At 63.9% G+C, this 17,568-nt stretch carries 17 protein-coding genes and 1 tRNA gene; 13 read left to right on the top strand and 5 right to left on the bottom strand.

From position 1 onward, the window contains the following. The first annotated feature begins 117 nt into the window (after positions 1 to 117). The 4 genes from IEX61_RS10185 to IEX61_RS10200 all read left to right on the top strand — a co-directional run bounded on the left by IEX61_RS10185 (position 118) and on the right by IEX61_RS10200 (position 2,238). Positions 118 to 193, top strand: a tRNA-Gly gene (locus IEX61_RS10185). A gap of 191 nt (positions 194 to 384) precedes the next feature. Beyond that, complete coding sequence (fabL, locus tag IEX61_RS10190; RefSeq protein ID WP_054671573.1) at positions 385 to 1,149, top strand: enoyl-[acyl-carrier-protein] reductase FabL; 765 nt, start codon at positions 385 to 387, stop codon at positions 1,147 to 1,149. 94 nt (positions 1,150 to 1,243) lie between these two features. After that, entirely contained in the window at positions 1,244 to 1,675 is a 432-nt protein-coding gene (locus tag IEX61_RS10195) for a GNAT family N-acetyltransferase (RefSeq protein WP_054671569.1), read from the top strand. Positions 1,676 to 1,680: 5 nt separating this feature from the next. Continuing rightward, entirely contained in the window at positions 1,681 to 2,238 is a 558-nt protein-coding gene (locus tag IEX61_RS10200; RefSeq protein ID WP_054671566.1) for a DUF402 domain-containing protein, read from the top strand. Here the strand turns inward: IEX61_RS10200 and IEX61_RS10205 are convergent. Beyond that, entirely contained in the window at positions 2,224 to 3,321 is a 1,098-nt protein-coding gene (locus tag IEX61_RS10205) for an FUSC family protein (protein ID WP_054671564.1), read from the bottom strand. The genes IEX61_RS10200 and IEX61_RS10205 overlap by 15 nt on opposite strands. Positions 3,322 to 3,511: 190 nt before the next feature. Between IEX61_RS10205 and IEX61_RS10210 the strand changes: the two genes are divergently transcribed. After that, entirely contained in the window at positions 3,512 to 4,270 is a 759-nt protein-coding gene (locus tag IEX61_RS10210; protein ID WP_188817899.1) for an EAL domain-containing protein, read from the top strand. Between the two features lie 86 nt (positions 4,271 to 4,356). On the opposite strand, the gene IEX61_RS10215 is transcribed toward IEX61_RS10210, so the two are convergent. Next, complete coding sequence (locus tag IEX61_RS10215; RefSeq protein WP_188817901.1) at positions 4,357 to 8,907, bottom strand: glutamate synthase-related protein; 4,551 nt, start codon at positions 8,905 to 8,907, stop codon at positions 4,357 to 4,359. A 442-nt stretch (positions 8,908 to 9,349) separates the two neighbouring features. Then, complete coding sequence (locus IEX61_RS10220; RefSeq protein WP_054670263.1) at positions 9,350 to 10,636, bottom strand: glutamate-1-semialdehyde 2,1-aminomutase; 1,287 nt, start codon at positions 10,634 to 10,636, stop codon at positions 9,350 to 9,352. 163 nt (positions 10,637 to 10,799) lie between these two features. On the opposite strand from IEX61_RS10220, the gene IEX61_RS10225 reads away from it, so the two are divergent. From IEX61_RS10225 to IEX61_RS10250, 6 genes are all read left to right on the top strand, one after another. Continuing rightward, entirely contained in the window at positions 10,800 to 11,249 is a 450-nt protein-coding gene (locus IEX61_RS10225) for an inorganic diphosphatase (protein ID WP_229725835.1), read from the top strand. Positions 11,250 to 11,270: 21 nt separating this feature from the next. Further along, on the top strand, positions 11,271 to 12,278 hold the full coding sequence (locus IEX61_RS10230; RefSeq protein ID WP_188817903.1) for an ABC transporter ATP-binding protein: 1,008 nt from the start codon (positions 11,271 to 11,273) through the stop codon (positions 12,276 to 12,278). A gap of 70 nt (positions 12,279 to 12,348) precedes the next feature. After that, positions 12,349 to 13,140, top strand: coding sequence for an ABC transporter permease (locus IEX61_RS10235; protein WP_188817909.1), 792 nt, complete (start codon positions 12,349 to 12,351; stop codon positions 13,138 to 13,140). Continuing rightward, complete coding sequence (locus tag IEX61_RS10240; protein ID WP_054670254.1) at positions 13,137 to 13,934, top strand: ABC transporter permease; 798 nt, start codon at positions 13,137 to 13,139, stop codon at positions 13,932 to 13,934. Before IEX61_RS10235 ends, IEX61_RS10240 begins: the two co-directional genes overlap by 4 nt. 152 nt (positions 13,935 to 14,086) lie before the next feature. After that, positions 14,087 to 14,560, top strand: coding sequence for a thioredoxin-dependent thiol peroxidase (bcp, locus tag IEX61_RS10245; RefSeq protein ID WP_083462900.1), 474 nt, complete (start codon positions 14,087 to 14,089; stop codon positions 14,558 to 14,560). Positions 14,561 to 14,639: 79 nt separating this feature from the next. Continuing rightward, complete coding sequence (locus IEX61_RS10250; protein WP_188817911.1) at positions 14,640 to 15,200, top strand: cob(I)yrinic acid a,c-diamide adenosyltransferase; 561 nt, start codon at positions 14,640 to 14,642, stop codon at positions 15,198 to 15,200. 135 nt (positions 15,201 to 15,335) lie between these two features. On the opposite strand, the gene IEX61_RS10255 is transcribed toward IEX61_RS10250, so the two are convergent. Next, on the bottom strand, positions 15,336 to 15,641 hold the full coding sequence (locus IEX61_RS10255; protein WP_188817905.1) for a DUF1811 family protein: 306 nt from the start codon (positions 15,639 to 15,641) through the stop codon (positions 15,336 to 15,338). Between the two features lie 121 nt (positions 15,642 to 15,762). Here IEX61_RS10255 and nth point away from each other — a divergent pair, with 121 nt between their 5' ends. Together nth and perR are read left to right on the top strand one after the other, a co-directional pair. Further along, positions 15,763 to 16,455, top strand: a complete 693-nt coding sequence (gene nth / locus IEX61_RS10260; protein ID WP_188817907.1) for an endonuclease III — start codon at positions 15,763 to 15,765, stop codon at positions 16,453 to 16,455. A 97-nt stretch (positions 16,456 to 16,552) separates the two neighbouring features. Next, a complete protein-coding gene (gene perR / locus IEX61_RS10265) occupies positions 16,553 to 16,987 on the top strand; it encodes a peroxide-responsive transcriptional repressor PerR (protein WP_054672802.1) in 435 nt (144 codons plus the stop codon). Positions 16,988 to 17,028: 41 nt separating this feature from the next. On the opposite strand, the gene IEX61_RS10270 is transcribed toward perR, so the two are convergent. Beyond that, positions 17,029 to 17,346 carry a YgzB family protein gene (locus tag IEX61_RS10270; RefSeq protein WP_054672799.1) on the bottom strand — a complete coding sequence of 106 codons (318 nt, stop codon included), beginning with the start codon at positions 17,344 to 17,346 and terminating at the stop codon, positions 17,029 to 17,031. Between the last annotated feature and the right edge of the window lie 222 nt (positions 17,347 to 17,568).

Raw genomic sequence — 17,568 nt, forward strand, 5'->3', positions numbered from 1 at the left:
TGAAGATGGCCTGATGCAGATCAGGCCGAGATACAGGCACAGCGAAAAAAGCTCGAGCCTGCGAGGGGTTGACACGGGATCGGGGCTGTGCTACAATCAAACTCGCGAACGGAACGAGCGGATGTAGCTCAGTTGGTAGAGCATCAGCTTCCCAAGCTGAGGGTCGCGGGTTCGAGTCCCGTCATCCGCTCCATACATAGCGAGGAAAACGCCCGCAGCAAGCGGGCGTTGTTTTTTTGCCTGCTCGTCCGCGATGCGCGGCGACGTGCGGTCCCCCGCCGCAGGATCCACTCGGTGCTGTTTCTTGTCACACCCCTGCCAAGCCGTTATAATGGTCGAAGGACTGGGGCATCGGGCTGTGGTGAGCGAAGGGGGAAGGGGAGCATGAGCAATCGCGAGTGGCAGGGCAAGGTGGCCCTTGTCACCGGAGGGACGCGCGGGATCGGCAAGGCCATCGCGCGGGCGCTGGCCGAGCGCGGCTGCGATCTGGCCCTCAATTACCTCCGCAACCGCGCCGCCGCCGAGGAGACAAAGGCGGAGCTTGAGGCCCTCGGCGTGCGCGTGCACCTGATTCGGGCCAACGTGGCTGACAGGGACAAGCTGGCGGCGCTCTTTGCGGAAATCGACGCCGTGTTCGGGGGGCTCGACTTTTTGGTCAACAACGCGGCCTCCGGCGTGCTGCGGCCGCTTCTGGAGTTGGAGGAGCGTCATTGGGATTGGACGATGGACATCAACAGCAAGGCCGCCTTTTTCATTGCCCAGGAGGCGGCCAGGCGGATGGCCGCGCGCGGCGGGGGCCGGATTGTGAACGTCAGCTCTCTCGGCTCCGGCCGCGTGTTGCCGTACTACACGGCCGTTGGCGTGTCGAAGGCGGCGCTGGAGGCCATCACACGGTACTTGGCGGTTGAACTGGCGCCGCTGGGCATTGTCGTCAACGCCGTCGCCGGCGGGGCGGTGGACACGGATGCGCTCAAGCATTTCCCGAACGGCGCCGAGCTCCTGGCCGAAGCGGCGCGTCGCTCGCCCGCGGGGCGCACGGTGACGCCGGAAGACCTGGCCAAGGTCGTCTGCTTCCTCCTGTCCGACGACGCATGGATGATTCGCGGCCAGACCCTCGTTGTGGACGGAGGCCAATCGCTGCTCCTTTAGCACACATTCGTTTGATGACGAGTTGTTATAAAATAAAAGAGGGCAAAGGGAAAGAGACGGGGGCGGAGACATTCGGTGGGGAGGCTGGAGAGGCGTGATCATTCGCCCGTTTCGGCTGGGAGATTACGCGGCGATCACGGCCATTTGGCGCGCCACCGGGTTTGAGCAAGAGGAGGCCGACCTGGACGCGCTGGCGCGGCAGCTGGCGTGGGACAGCGAGCTCGTGCTGATCGCCGAGGTGGACGGCCAGGTGGTGGGCGTGATCGTCGGAACGATCAACGGCAACCGGGCCTACTTTTACCGGCTGGCCGTTCATCCCGATTACCAGCGCCGCGGCATTGGCCGCCGGCTCGTGCAGGCGCTGGAGGAGCGGTTTCGCGAAAAAGGCGTGACGCAGATTGTCATCATGGTCAAGCAGGACAACGAGCAAGCCATTCCCTTCTACGAATCTCTGGGCTACGAGGTGCAACAGCTCGTGACCCTGTCGAAGCGCATTGAACAGCCACTGGGTGAGGCAAGGAGTTGACGCGGGTGAAAGTGCCACGGCCAGGAACCGTGATCACCATCGAAAGCTACAAACATGACGGCACGCGCCATCGCACGTGGGACAAGACGCTGGTGTTGCACAACGGCCGTCGTCTGATCGGCGGCAATGACCGGGTGCTGGTGACCGAGGCCGACGGTCGGCAGTGGATTACGCGGGAACCGGCCATTTGCACGTTTACGCGCGGGGATTGGTTTAACACCATTGCCATGTTACGGGAAGACGGCGTGTACTATTACTGCAACCTCGGTTCGCCCTTCCGGTGGAAGAACGGCGTGTTGACGTACATCGACTATGATCTCGATGTCAAGGTGTATCCCGATTTCACGTACGTCGTGTTGGATGAGGACGAGTTTGAGGAAAACCGGCGGCGCATGGGGTATCCCGATGCCGTCGTCCGCCACGTGTACCAAGGGTTGCGGCGGCTGAAGCAGCTGATCCATCACCGCAAGGGCCCGTTTCAGCCCGGTTATGTCGAAAAGTGGTTTGCGCGCTATCTCGCGCACCTGAGTGGCGTGGACCGCGACTCCTTACCGAGAACGTAAGGAGTTTTTTATTTTGCGGCTCGGCTCTTCCTCCGGGCGGGAGTGGGCGAGGTAGCTGTCGATCAGCCGGTCGACGTGATCGAGGCGTTCCGCATACTCCAGCAGCAGCCCCAGGAGGAGAAACAGCGGCTGTTCGGCTTTCCCGTTTCCCTGTGCCGCGGCGTTTTGGTAGCGGGTGATGGCTTCGTGAAGCAACTGGCGGCTGCCGCGGTGGACATGGACGGGGATTTCGTGCGGGTAATGGGACCGTACGACACCGGCCCATTTGAGCAGGATTTTTTCGTGGTACGCCGCCATGGCCTCAAGCTGGTTGTCCATCAGGCGGGCCAACTCGGGATCGCGGTGGGCGATGTCGGGCACGTACCGTTCCGCGGCCCGCAGCAGGTCGAAGGCGTGGCGGCATGCCTCGATCATTTCCTTGTACAGGACCAGCCGGCGCTGTTTGGCGTAGCGATGGCGCAAGGGGGGAACGCGCTCTTCTTGGAACAAGCAGTAGAGCCGGTTCAGTTCCGAGAGTTGTTGCTCCAATTCTTTGCTGCGCGCGCGAAAGGCTTTGCTCTTCATGTCGTTTTCCATCACGACGCGCAACAAGACGAGGATGGCTTCCGTGGTCTCTTGCAACGCCTGGCGCAGTCGGGTTTCGTGCTGGGGCGGAAGAAAGACCAGGTTGACGAAGATGGAGGAGAAAACGCCGATCAGGATGAGAAACAAGCGTTCCGCGGCCGTTTCCAGAAAGTTGTCGGTCGGGCTGTCCATGATGAAAATGACGGCAACAAGGGCCAGGGGAATGGTCGTTTCCAGTCGCAATTGCAGGCCGAGGGCAATGACGAGGATGACGACAAGGGCGATCACGAAGGGTTGGGAGCCGAACAGGAGGGCGGCGGCAACGGCCAGGGCGGCCCCCATCAAGTTGGCCTGGAGCAATTCCAAAATGTTTTGCCATGACCGCTGCAGCGACGGCTGGACGGAAAGGGCCGCCGTGATGCCGGCGATGGCCCCGCTTCCGGGAACCCACCATTCCCCGAGGTAGAGGGCCAACATGACAGCGAAGGCGGTTTTCACCATGCGCGCGCCGATCCGCATGGCGGATGCTCCTTTCCCCAAAGGGTCGGTCACCGGTAGTTTACAGCTTACCCGAATGCTTGACAAGGATATGTCTTCCATTTTTATAATGAGACAAAACGTCCAATTTCTATTTTTTCGATGTTGTCGCGATTGAAATGGAGGAAAGGAACGAAAGAGGCGACGCGTATGAATAAGGAACAAATTGGAAATGAGGGGGGGGGTATTCTTTTCCATCTCCTCTACACTCCTCCAGTCGTTTAAGCGGGTGATGGAGCTGTATCCCCTCACGCACTGGTATCAGCCCATCTATCGCTTGGATACGTGGACCGTTTTGGGATACGAAGCGCTGTTGCGTCCCCTGTTGCGGCAGGAAGCGTCGCCGACGCTTCTGTTTGATGAGGCCACTCGGCATGGCCACCGCGCCGCTCTGGATTGCGTGTCGCTGTGGAAGGCATGGGAAACGGCGCAATTCACATCGGTCTACCTGTTTATGAACGTGTTTCCGAACACGCTGATGGAACCCGATTTCCTCCAATGGTGGGATCAGTACATGGCCCCTTCCCCCTCGCTCGTCTTGGAGCTCAGCGAGCAGGAGGCGGTTGCCGATTGGGCGGCGCTTCGCCGCGTGGTGGACGCGCTGCGCCGGCGCGGGGTACGGTTTGCCGTCGACGACATCGGGGTGGGGTACGCGTCGCTCCGCTATTGGTTGGAGCTGGAGCCGGAGTTTCTCAAGTTGGACCGTTACTTTACGCATCGGTTGGCGCACGATGCCCAGAAGCAGCGCGTGGTGAGCGGGCTGCTTTACATGCTCGACGGGACGCCGACGCAGCTGATCGTCGAGGGGCTTGAGGAGCCCGAAGATTTGGCCGCGGCCAAGTACCTGGGGGTTCCGCTCGGGCAGGGATTTCTCTTGGGCCACCCGGCGCCGCTGGCCGGCGCGGGACGACGAAAAACGCGACCGGGTTGATCCGGTCGCGTTATATATGTGGGGGAGGCGATCCGCCGGGGCAGGGGGGAATCCCTCCCGCATGACGGTCCTGCGGCAGAATGCCGTTATTCGGTGGCCACCGACTGGTCGGCCTGCTGCCTGACCGGCACGACCATCCGGAAGTGGCGGTCGGCCTCGGCGATGAGGCGCTGGATCTCGTTCGCCTTTTCGTGCTGGTCGGTGGCCTTCAGTTCCTCAACGTAGGCGCCGAGCAGCTCGGCGATGTCGGCCTTGCCCTTCTCGTCGAGGGGCTTCAGCTCCACCTTGGCGCCCTTGGCGATCCGCCGGCGCAACGCCGCCTCGTCCAGGCCCAGCTCGGGAATGACGCGGAGGTAGACGACGCCGCCGGTCATCCCCGAGCAGATCCACGGCCCGGGGTCGCCGAGGACGACGGCGCGGCCGTTGGTCATGTACTCGAAGGCGAAGCCCTTGATGTTGGCCCGCGCGCCGATGTTGCCCAGTTCGTCGCGCACCGGCTCCGTCAGCTCGCCGCCGATCACCACGTCGGCGCCGGAGAGGCGGATGCCGGCGCGGGCGTCGGCGTTGCCCTGGACGATGAAGAGGCCCTTCTGGGCGCCGTAGCAGAAGCTCTTGCCCACCGACCCGTTGAGGAAGACGCCGTGCTTGTTCTTGGCCTTCAGGATGCTGACGCGGCCGCCGAAGGCCATCTTGCCCACGCCGTCCTGGGCCCCGCCGCGCACGCGGATGTTGACCCCGGCGGCGTTAAAGGCGGCCAGGCCGTTGCCGGGCACCGAACCGTCCTCGAAGGTGAGCGTTACCTCGGGCAGGTTGCGGTAGCTGCCGTCGAGGCGCCCGCGCACGCGGTAGCAGGAGTACAGGCCGCCCATGACGCGCGCGTTGCCCAGCACCTTGCGGAAGGTGCGCTGCAGCGGACGGTCGGTGGAGACGTAGGTTTCCCGCTCCAGCTGCGCGCTTTCCGACCCTGCGGCGACGAGGAGGCGCGCCTGTCGTTCCTCTTCGTGCAGGGCGGCGACGCGCAGCTCCCGGGGCATGGGCATCGGCATGAGCAGGTGGCGCAGGTCGAGGCGCTCCCGGCCGCGCGTTTGCACGAGGAGGTCGGCGCGGCCGACCATGTCCTGGGTGCGGGCGAAGCCGAGTTCGGCCGTCAGGCGGCGCACCTCCTCGCCGATGGCGGTGAAGAAGGTCTTGAGCGCTTCGACGGCCCGATCAAACTCGCGCGGCACGAAGCGGCGCAGCCCCTTCTCCTTGGCCTCCTCGAGGGAGTCGATCTGCGTGGCGATGCCCACGTGGCAGGTGTCGAGGTGGCAGCCGCGGCAAGTCGTGCAGCCGATGGCCACCATCGCCAGCGTGCCGAAGCCGACGCGGTTGGCGCCGAGGAGGATCATCTTCACCACGTCGAGGCCCGAGCGCATGCCGCCGTCGCACCACAGCTCCACGCGGTCGCGCAGACCGGCCTCGATCAGGGCGTTGTGGGCCGCCTTGACGCCGATTTCCGCCGGCAGGCCGACGTGCTGGATGGCGTGGACGCGGGCCGCGCCGGTGCCGCCGTCAAAGCCGGACAGGTTGATGAAGTCGGCCCCGGCCTTGGCGATGCCGACGGCGATCGTCCCGATGTTCGGCACGATCGGCACCTTGACGGCCACCTTGGCCCGGTCGTTGGCCTGCTTGATCTCGTAGATGATCTGCGCGAGGTCCTCTATGGAGTAGATGTCGTGGTTGTTCGACGGCGAGATGAGGTCGGAGCCGATCGTCGCGTTCCGCGCTGCGGCGATCTTGGCCGTCACCTTCGAGCCGGGCAGGTGTCCGCCTTCGCCCGGCTTGGCTCCCTGGCCGATCTTGATTTCGACGATGTTGGCGGCATTGGCCAGCTCCACATTCACCCCGAAGCGGCCCGAGGCGATCTGGATGCCGCGGGTGCGCAGGTACTTGCCGAGCATGTCTTTGATCTCGCCGCCCTCGCCGTTGAGGCTGATCATGTTGAGCTGCTCGGCCGCCTCGGCGTAGGCGCGGAAGGCGATTTCGTTCTGCGAGCCGAAGGACATCGAGCTGATGATGAGCGGCAGGCTGTGCTCGCCCACGCTGATGTCCACTTGGCTCGGGTCGACCGGCGGCCGCTCCTGGCGGGCTTTTTCCAGGTTGAGGTCGGTCAGGTGGCGGATGGCGATCGGGTTGGTCCGCTCCTCGTTCTCCAGCTTGTCGGCGTACTCGCGGTAGGCAATCTCCCCGGCGGCCAGCTGGCCGATCGACTTCCAGATGCGCGGGAAGAGGCGGAACAGCTTGGCCGGCTTGGCCGCATCGGAGGCGAAGTCCTCGTGGCGCTTGCGGCTGTCCGCTTCCAGATCGGCGAAGGAGGTGCCGGCTTCCTCGGAGCCGAGGAAGTTGGCGATGCCGAGCACCTCGGCCACCTCGTCGCGCAGGCCGATGGCCGAAAACTGCCGCGTGTAGCCGCGCAGCTCGTGGATGCCGAGGGTGGAGATCACCTTCTCGATGCCCTTCGTCAGGGCGTTGTACAGGTTGACGATCGGCGCTGTGGCCTCGCCGTTTTTGCCGGCCACCGTGGCGAAGAGGAGGTAGGGGCTGACGGCGTCGGCGCCGAACCCGCAGGCGAGCACGAGATCGTGCAGGCTGCGGATGGCTCCCGAGCGCAGGATAATGCCCGCTCGGCGGCGCAGGTTGCCGTTGCCCGGCTCGGCCTTTTTCAGCGCCGTGTCGATGGCGGCGAGGCAAAGGTGCGGGTCGATCCAGTAGCGCCCGTTCTGGTGGCACGGCGCATCGTCGAGCAAAAGGAGCGTCGCCCCCGCGCGCACCGCTTCCACCGCTTCGTTGGCCATGGCCTTCAGGGCGTCCCGCATCGACTGCCCGTCGACGAAGTACGTGTGGAGGGTGTGCACGCCGCCGATTGTGGCGAAGTGGGCCAGCACTTCCTCGAAGGACCACGTGCCGAGCTGGCGTGCCGCTTCTTGCCCCAGCGGCCCTTCCAGGAGGATGGGCGAGGGCAGTTCGATGACGTCCCCGCGGTCCTCGGCCGTGCCCAGGGTGGGACGGCGGCCGAGCACCACCCGCGTGGAGAAGTGCTCCATCTCCCGCTCCCGATCGATGGCCGGATTCGTCACGACGGCGACGCTTTCCTTGATGTAGTCGGCGATGTTCTGCCGCTCGCTGGCCAGCGCGGCAAGGGGCGCGTCATGGCCGAGGGAGCGGATCGGCTCGGCGCCGTTTGCGGCCATTTGCTCGGCCAGCTGAATCTGTTCGCGCTCCCAGCCAAAGGCGGCGTAGTGGCGGTTTGTCACCTCGGCGATCGGCTCCCGTACCGCCACGTCCGCCGGGGGCTGTCCGACGACGAGGCGATGGCGGAACCCGCGAAAGTCCACCTTTTGCGCCAGGCGCCGCCGCACCTCCTCCTGCAGCTCGTGGTAGGCGTACCGGCGGATGCCGCCTTCCGGAAGCAGCTGGATGCCCACCTTTTCGCCGGGGGCAAGGGGCTTGGGTTCGGCCACCATCTCCGTTGCCGGGATGAGCCCCTGCTCCGAGGCGAAGTACAGGGAGCGCTCGTCCTCCACCATCCACAGCGGGCGCAGGCCCAGGGCGTCGACGCTGAAGACGCACTCGTCCTTGTAGCGGGAGACGATTCCGGCCGGCCCCTGGGCGAAGTGGCCCCACGCCTCGCGGATGTAGGCGTAAAGGTCCTGCAGCTCGGGGCGCAGCTGTTTGATCTCGTTGAGGATCGGCGGGAAGAGGAATTCCATCGCCTCAAACAGCGTCAGGTTGTAGCGGTGGATGAGCGCCTCCGCCGTCCGGTTGAGGTTTTGCGAATCGCTGCCGCCCGCCACCAGGGGCACGCCGAGCATCTCGGCCTCTTCCTCCAGGCGGGTGATCGTGTTGATTTCCCCGTTGTGCCCGAGGAGGGTGAAGGGCTGCACGCGGAAGAAGTTGGACAGCGTGTTCGTCGAGTAGCGGTTGTGGCCGATCGTCACCGTCGACTGGAACTCGGGGCGGCCGATGTCGGCGAAGTACTGCGGCAGAATGCCTGCCGCCCCCATCACCTTGTAGGCGACGGTGTGGTTGCTCAAGGACGCCACGTGGACGTTGTGTGCCGCCTCGATGGCCACGTGCAGCTCAAAGAGGGCCGCCTCCAGGGAGCGCCCCGTGTCGACGTTCTCGGCGAGGAGGGCCACCTGCCAGAAGGTGGGCGACTCCTTGCGCGCGTTTTTGCCGAGCACGCCCGGGTTGACGTTGTCCACCTCTTCGTGCAGCACCGTGAAGCCGGCGTCGGCCATTCGGGCGCGGATGTCGGCCATCACCGCATCGCGGTCCAGATTGCGCGGGATGAAGATATGCCCCACGGCAAAACGCTTGTCGAAAGCGAGCTCGCCGGGCTTTCCGGAGGCCAGCAGCTTCTGCGCCCACAACGTGCGCGGAATGTCGCAGAGAATGCCGCAGCCGTCGCCCTCCCCGTCGATGAAGCCGGAGCGGTGCTCCATTTTGACGAGGGCGTCCAAAACGCGCAGGACGTTTTCGTGAGAGGGCCGTCCGTCTTTCTCGATCACGCAGACGATGCCACAGGCATCGTGCTCGGTGAGGTGATGGTTCCGAAAGCGGGCGATCTCGCGGAGAACAACGCGCTTGTGGTTCATCATCCTCCGGTCAGATCGAGCTGACCGCTTCACCTCCTATCCGAATTGGTCAAAGGGGCAGGAAATGTTTCTCTCTTCCGTCTTTTTCCCCGATTCCGGTGCCTCGTTCGGGATTTCATCCTCCCCGCACCGGGAGCGGGGTGATCGCCCCATGCAAGGCCGTCGGTGCCGGGCCGATCGCCGACAACAGGCGGGGCAACCGGAAAACGTGCGGAAAAAGTTAAATATAGCATAGCATGACAAGGGGTTTTGCACAATAGGGAGTCCTTGATTTTTATGCAGATGAAAGCGTTTTTATGCTGTATCCGCAACTTTTCGTCTTGCGCGTCGACGGAAAAAAACGAACAAAACAAATGTTATCATAATAAAATGTTCGGTCATGATCTTGAAAGAAAACCCGCGCCCCCCTTCCCAGGGACGGGGCGCGGGAACCCGTGCGCGCTTACAGTTGGGCGAAGGCGCGGTCGACGGCCTCGACGGTGTAGGCGATATCGTCTTCCGTGTGGGCGAGGGTGATGAACCACGCCTCGTACTTGGACGGCGCGAGGTACACGCCCTGATCGAGCATGAGGCGGAAGAAGCGGGCAAAGCGCTTCCCGTCGGAGGCCTGCACGTCGGCGTATTGCCTGACGGGCCGGTCGGTGAAGTAGACGGCCAGGGCGCCTTTGACGCGGTTGACCTGTACCGGGATCCCGTGGCGTGATGCTGCCGCCTCGATTCCCTCCTGCAGCATGCGGCCGAGGCGGTCGAGGTGCTCGTAGACGCCCGGCTCGCGTAGCACCTCCAGACAGGCGATTCCGGCGCGGATCGATGCCGGGTTGCCGGCCATCGTGCCGGCCTGGTAGGCCGGGCCGAGGGGGGCCACCTGTTCCATGATCTCACGCCGCCCGCCGTAGGCGCCAATGGGCAGCCCACCGCCGATGATCTTGCCGAGGGCGGTCATGTCGGGGGCAAAGCCGAGCAGGTCTTGCGCGCCGCCGTAATGGAAGCGAAAGGCGGTGATCACCTCGTCGTAGATGACGAGGGCGCCGCAGTTTTTCGCCACGCGGTGGACGGTTTCCAGAAAACCGGGCTCCGGCGGGACGATGCCGAAGTTGCCGACGATGGGCTCCACCAGCACCGCCGCCACCTCGTCGCCCCACCGGGCCATCGCTTCGGCATAGGCGTACGGATCGTTGTAGGGCACGGTGATCACGTCGTTGGCAATCGACTGGGGGATGCCGGCGCTGTCAGGGATCCCAAGGGTGGCGGGACCGGAACCGGCGGCGACGAGGACGAGGTCGGAATGGCCGTGGTAGCACCCGGCGAACTTGACGATCTTCGTCCGCCCGGTGTACGCGCGGGCCACGCGGATGCACGTCATCACCGCTTCCGTGCCGGAGTTGACGAAGCGGATCTTTTCCATGGACGGAATGGCCTCGCGCAGCATGCGGGCGAAGGTGATCTCCCATTCCGTCGGCGTGCCGTACAGCGTGCCGTTTTGCGCCGCTTCGCAAATGGCCTGGACGATGTGGGGATGGGCGTGGCCGCAGATGATCGGCCCGAAGGCGGCCAGGTAGTCGATGTAGCGGTTGCCGTCGGCGTCCCAGAAGTAGGCCCCTTGGGCGCGCACCATGAACACCGGCGGGCCCCCGCCGACGGCCTGAAACGAGCGGGAGGGGCTGTTGACGCCGCCGACGATCACGTCGAGGGCTTGTTCGTACAGCTGGGCGGAGCGAAGGCGTTCCATCGCGGATCCTCCTTTCGGGATAGCGATTTTGGGAGGGGCGGAGGGCACGTTGGGGGCAAAATGCGGTCCTGTGGTGGTGCAGGGCCGTCCTCGCCCATTGTACCGCACCTTTTCTATAATGGAAGGTGGGAGTTTGGCCAACTTGAGGGGAGGTGCACGGGTGATGGAAAAGCTGCAGGCCCTTATTGAGATTCCACGCGACAGCCGCGAACGCTACGCCTGGAACGAGGCAAAGCGCGCGTGGGTGGTTTCCGAGACGCTCGACGTGGTTTGCCCGGAAAACTACGGCCACATCCCCAAGACGATCGGCGAAGACGGGGAACCCCTCGACATTGTCGTGCTCACCGACCGTCCCCTCCTCGTCGGCAAACCCTTTGTGTGCCGACCGCTTGGCATCCTTCTGCGCAAGGACGGCGACCACAAGCTCCTGGCCGTGCCGCTGAACGAGCGGCGCTGGAAAACGCCCGACGACATCCCGAATTGGCGCCGCATTCGGCTGGAAGCCTTCCTCACCATTGCCAGCCCGCTGACCGGTTATGGCGACGAGGAAAAGGCGTTGGAGGTGTTGACCGAAGCGCGGCTCCGCTACCTGCAAAAGCACGGTCTGGACTGATGGACCAAGAAGGGATGGGCGATGTACCGCATCGAAGCGCGCAACTTGACCAAAACGTTTAAGACCCACAAAAGCCGCCCCGGATTGCTCGGGGCCCTTCGCGATCTCTTTACGCGCCAGTACACCACCATCACCGCCGTCGACGGCATCAACCTGCTGGTCGAGGAAGGGGAGATGGTCGGCTACATCGGCGCCAACGGAGCCGGCAAATCGACGACGATCAAGATGCTGACCGGCATCCTCATGCCCACCTCCGGCTTCCTGCGCGTCAACGGCATGGATCCGCACCGCGAGCGCGAGCGGTTCGTCCGCACCATCGGCGTGGTATTCGGCCAGCGCAGCCAGCTGTGGTGGGATCTGGCCGTGCAGGAGTCGTTCCGCCTGCTGCAGCGCGTCTACCGCGTCCCCGACGACGTGTACCGCAAGCACATGGGCTACGTGATCGAGGTGCTGGAGATCGGCGACCTCCTCGACCGGCCGGTGCGCAAGCTGTCCCTCGGCCAGCGCATGCGCTGCGAGCTGGCGGCGGCCTTCGTGCACAATCCGCCCCTTCTGTTCCTCGACGAGCCGACGATCGGCCTCGACGTGCTGATCAAGATGAAGGTGCGGGAGTTCTTGCGCGAGATGAACCGCACCTACGGAACGACGATTCTCCTCACCACCCACGACCTGTCGGACATCGAGGCCCTCTGCTCGCGCGTGGTGATGCTCGACAAGGGGCGCATCCTCTACGACGGCAGCCTGGAGGAGTTGCGCCGCCGCTGGGCGGAGGAAAAGCGGGTGGTGGTCGAGTTTGCCCGCCCGGTGTCGGTCGAGGACCTGCACCGGCAGACGGCCGATCTGCCCGTCACCTGGGAGCAGGAGCACCCGTACCGCAGCCGGGCCGTGTTGCGCCAGGGGGACGGGGCCCTCGTGTCCAGCCTGCTGGCCCGCCTGCAGGCCTTCCCCGTGACCGACGTGCGCGTCGAGGAGACGAGCACGGAGGAGATCGTCAGCCGCATCTACGCCGAGGGGATGGCCCATGCGTAGCCCCGCGCGCAGCCTGGCGCGACGCGGACACCACCGGGCGTTGGCCGGCCTCGGGGGGCTCGTTTCCGCGCTGCGCCCCTACCTCCAGTGGGTGCGCCTGCGCTTTTTGCTGATGCTCGCCTATCGGGTCAACTACTACAGCGGCATAGCCGTCTACACGATCAACATCGGCGCGTACTACTTTTTGTGGAAAGCCTTGTACCACGGGGAAAGCACCCTGGGCGGACTGACGGCCACCCAGATGACCACCTATGTGGCCGTGGCGTGGATGGCGCGATCCTTTTATTTCAACAACGTGGACCGGGAGATGGCCCAGGAGATTCGCGAGGGGCGCGTGGCCGTGGAGCTGATCCGCCCGTACAACTACCTGCTCGTCAAGGCGATGCAGGCGCTCGGCGAAGGGCTCTTTCGGCTGTGCTTTTTTTCGGTTCCGGGCATGGTGCTCGTCTCCTTCCTCCTGCCGGTGGATCTGCCCGAGCGCCCCGAAACGTGGGGGCTGTTTGCCCTCAGCCTGCTGCTGAGCTTTGTCATCAACACCCAGCTCAACCTCCTCACCGGCCTGTTGGCCTTCTTTCTGCTCAACAACGAGGGCCTGATGTACGCCAAGCGCGTTGTCGTCGACCTGTTTTCCGGGCTCATCGTGCCCCTCTCCCTTTTTCCCGAATGGGCGCGGGCGGTGCTCGTCCTCCTGCCCTTCCAGGCCATCAGCTACCTGCCGACGATGATCGTCACGGGGGCCTGGACATCGGCGCAGATCCACCAGGCCCTGCTCGTGCAGCTGGCGTGGAGCGTCCTGCTCGTCGTGCCGATCCAGGCGCTGTGGGTCCTCGCCCGCCGGAAGCTGGTGGTGCAGGGGGGATGACGAAGGTGCGACGGCTCCTTTCCCTGTTCGGGGCGTACTTGGCCCAGTACCTCAAGGCGCGCATGGCCTACCGGTCCGACTTTTTCGTGCAGGGCCTCACCGACGTCGTCTGGCAACTGGTCAACCTCGTCTTCATCCTCGTCGTCTTTGACCACGTACCGACGCTCAACGGCTGGAGTCGCGACGAGATCCTGTTCATCTACGGGTATTTCCTCGTCCCGTACGGCCTCTTCGCCTGCCTGTTCAACCTGTGGGACTTTCAGGAGCGCTACATCCTTCGCGGCGAAATCGACCGCGTCCTGACGCGTCCAATTCACAGCTTGGCCCAAGTGTGCCTGGAAAATCTGGATCCCGAGGCCTTGTTCGGCGTGGTGACCGGCCTCGTCATCATGGGCTACGCCGGCTGGCGCCTTGGCCTGGACCTGACGTGGTACGACCCCTTTGTCTTTCTTTTGCTCGTGTTGGGCAGCGTGCTCGTGTACGCCGGCATCTACGTGGCCATCGCCGCCATCGGCTTTTTCGCCGACGCCAAGACGGGCATCGCACCGATGGTGTGGAACATCCAGAACTACGGCCGGTATCCGGTCGATATCTACAACCGCCTCATTCGCATCGTGCTCACCTGGATCCTCCCCTTCGCCTACGTCGGGCTGTACCCGTCGTCCTACTTCCTGGGCCGGGAGACGTACTACGCCTACGCCGCGGCCACGCCGGTGGTGGGGGCGGTCGCCTTTGTCCTCGGCCTCTGGGCATGGAACGCCGGCGTGCGGCGCTACCGCGGCGTCGGCTCGTAGCGCATGGGTTTCGCAGGAGGTCGATGCCGCCCAGTGCGTGGGCGCTTCAGCTCGGCTTCTGTCCATGCGGGGAACGCCATGGATGAGGCGAGGGCCCATGCGGTATAATGGAAAAGACAGGCGAACCGCTCCGTGCGAGGAGGTGACGCGAGATGGCCGAACTGGCCGTCGGGCAACCGGCGCCCGATTTCACGCTGCCCGCCACGGGGGGCCGGACCGTCTCCCTGTCCGATTACCGGGGGCGCAACGTGGTGCTCTACTTCTACCCGAAAGACCTGACCCCGGGGTGAACGCAGGAGGCGGTGGACTTCGCGTCCCGTCTTCAAGGGTTTGAAGACGCCAACACCGTGATCCTGGGCGTCAGCACCGACGATCTGGCGACCCATGAAAAGTTTTCCGCCAAGTACAACATACCCTTCCCGCTCCTCAGCGACACGGACGCCAAAGTGTGCCAGCTTTATGGCGTCTGGAAGGAGAAGAAGAATTTTGGGAAGACGTACATGGGCATCGAACGGTCCACCTTTGTCATCGACGGCGAGGGAAAGATCGCCAAAATCTGGCGCAAGGTGAAGGTGGATGGCCACGCCGACGAGGTGCTGGCCTTTGTGCGCGAACACCTGGCTTGAGGCGAGTGCCGTGCCGGATGGCCGGCTCCCGCCGATGGCTAAACGACGGAAGATTCAGACGATGGGAGAGGGGACAAACGTGCGCATCTACACCCGTTCCGGAGACAAAGGGGAGACGTCGCTGATCCACGGCGTGCGCGTGCCCAAGCATGCGGCACGCGTGGAGGCGTACGGGACGTGCGACGAAGCCAACTCGTGCATTGGCCTCGCCCTGGCCCTCTTGCCCGCTGGCCCCGAGTGGGACGAGGTGCGCCGGCAACTCGCCGTCGTGCAGACGAAGCTGTTCCACGTCGGGGCGGAGCTGGCCACGCCGCCGGACAAGCCGGTGGGCTGGCCGATCGGCGATGACGACGTGACGAACCTGGAGCGGCAGATCGACGCCCTGGATGCCCAGCTGCCGCCGCTCGCGAACTTCATTTTGCCGGGCGGCCATCCGGCCGGCGCCGCGCTGCACGTGGCCCGCACCGTCGTGCGGCGGGCCGAGCGGGCGGCGGTGCGCGTGGCGGCCGAGGAGGCGATCAACCCCGCTGTCGTGCGCTATTTGAACCGGCTCTCCGACTACCTGTTTGTGCTGGCGCGGTACGTCAACCAGCGGCTGGGCCGCCCCGAGCCGACGCTGCACGCAGACGACGGGACGTAGGCGGATAACCGGAGGGACGGGCGAATTCTTGGACCATGAACACCCCAGAACCCCTCATCCGACAGGCGGATGGGGGGTTCCTTGTGTGTCGGCAAGGCGCGGGGCGTCCCGAAAATGCCGGATGGAAAGCGGGGACTAACGGTATAACCGGCCAAGGGGGAAGGCGCGCGCTTCCGTTCCCCCTTCGAGATGGCCCCAGGCCATCACGCCGCGGATGAAGGCCAGGCGAAAGGGCTTGTCTTCGCCGATCACGCGGTACGTCTCCCCGGGGCGAAAGGCGCTCGGGTCGCACAGGTAGGATTTGGCCAGGAAGAGGCGCTGTTCGAGCACCTCCGCTTCCGCCATGAGCCCCTGGTTGCGCTTGGTTTCCGCCTCTCGCTGCAGGCGGTCCACCTCCCGGCGCAGCTCGTCCGGCGTCAGGTCGCTGAACCGTCGGTCCATGGCCATCCCTCCTCGAGCATGTGAAGTTGGGAAATGCTATACTAAAACGGTGGGCGAATCAGGGGAAGAAGGGACAAAGGGCAACCGAAGCGTAGGATGGCGGGGCAAGGAGGAAGCGTAAATGGGAAAAGGCCAGCGATTGCGCACCGCGCGCCACGCAACCGATGTACCCGTTGACGAGGTGTTGCGCGAGCTCGAAAGGTTGTACCCCCATGCCCGCTGCGAGCTCCATTTCCGCAACCCGTTCGAGCTGTTGATCGCCACGATCCTCTCGGCCCAGTGTACGGACAAGAAGGTCAACGAGGTGACGGCGACGCTGTTTGAAAAGTACAAGCGTCCGGAGGACTACCTTCGCTTGACGCAGGAGGAGCTGGAACGGGAAATCCGCGGGCTCGGGTTGTACAAGAACAAGAGCAAAAACATCCTGGCGACGTGCCGCATTCTGCATGAGAAGCACAACGGCGAGGTGCCCCGTACCCGGGAAGAGCTGGAAGCCCTGCCTGGGGTGGGGCGGAAGACGGCCAACGTGGTCCTGTCCAACGCCTTTGGCGTGCCGGCCATCGCCGTCGACACCCACGTGTTTCGCGTGGCCAATCGGATCGGGCTGGCCCAATCCGACGACGTGCGCGAGACCGAGGAGCAGCTGATGGCGGTCATCCCAAAGGAGAAGTGGTCCCAAGCCCATCACTGGCTCATCTGGCACGGCCGTCGCCTCTGCACGGCGCGCAATCCCCGCTGCAGCGCGTGTCCCATTCGCCCGCACTGTCGCTATGCGCGGGAAACCCTTCGCGCGGCCACCGGGCCGTCTGGTTGACAAGGGATACAGGGGAACGTAAACTATCTATTATAGATTTAAAGGGTTTCCTCATCCATTACCTGATCGTTTTTCTTGTTGATGGGAGTGCAAACCCATGCGTTCACACCGGCTCGAAAAAGCGATCGAAAAACTGAAGGCCAATGGGGTGCGCATCACGCCGCAGCGGTACGCCATTTTGGCGTACCTGATCGAGAGCATGTCTCACCCCACGGCCGACGAGATTTACAAGGCGTTGGAGAGGCAGTTTCCGAACTTAAGCGTGGCGACGGTATACAACAATTTGCGCCTCTTTAAGGAAGCGGGTCTGGTGCGGGAGCTCACGTACGGCGACAATTCCAGCCGTTTTGACGCCAACATGAGCGACCATTACCACGTGATTTGCACATCCTGCGGAAAGATTGTCGACTTCGCCTATCCGCCGCTTACGGAAGTGGAGTTGGTGGCGGAAAAGGTGACCGGCTTCCGTGTGAAAAGCCACCGGATGGAAGTATACGGCTTGTGCCGGGAGTGCCAGGATGTAACCCATTAAGGGATTTGGAAAAAGCCGCGCGAGGGCGCGGCGTTTTCGTTTTACTGGCCCTCTTTTTTGTATTTTGGGTCAAGGCTCAGCCACTGCCCGCAGAACATGCATTGATCGGTTTTCCCGAGCAGTTTCGTGACCTTTTCGCACTTCGGGCAAACCACCTGCACCGCGCGCATGGAGAGCACGCCGGCCCAGAAGTAGATCGCCGAACTGGACAGGACGATCAGGAACCCGAGAACCATAAACAGGGCCATCAGCGTCATGGACGCTTTGAAGAGGAGGCCCAAGTACATGACCGCGATGCCGATAAAGATGACGACCCAGGCCAGCGTGCGCAGTTTGTTCAGCTTGTTGGAAAAGAGCATGTCGTCCCCCTCCTGCCGTGAGTATACCACAGGGCGTTCGGATTGGCGATGGAGTTGGCGATGGCGCGTGGCAGGAGACAAAAAATTCCTGTTGACGGTGTTTGCCGTTTCATGTTATATTCAAAGACGTCGTCGCCGCGCGAGCAGGCGCGGCAGCAAGAGACGGTTCCTTGAAAACGGAAGCAGCGCAGCCGACGCGGCCGGAATTTCGGACAAACGCAT

The sequence above is a fragment of the Calditerricola satsumensis genome (genome assembly GCF_014646935.1).
GTDB classification, from domain to species: Bacteria; Bacillota; Bacilli; order Calditerricolales; family Calditerricolaceae; genus Calditerricola; species Calditerricola satsumensis.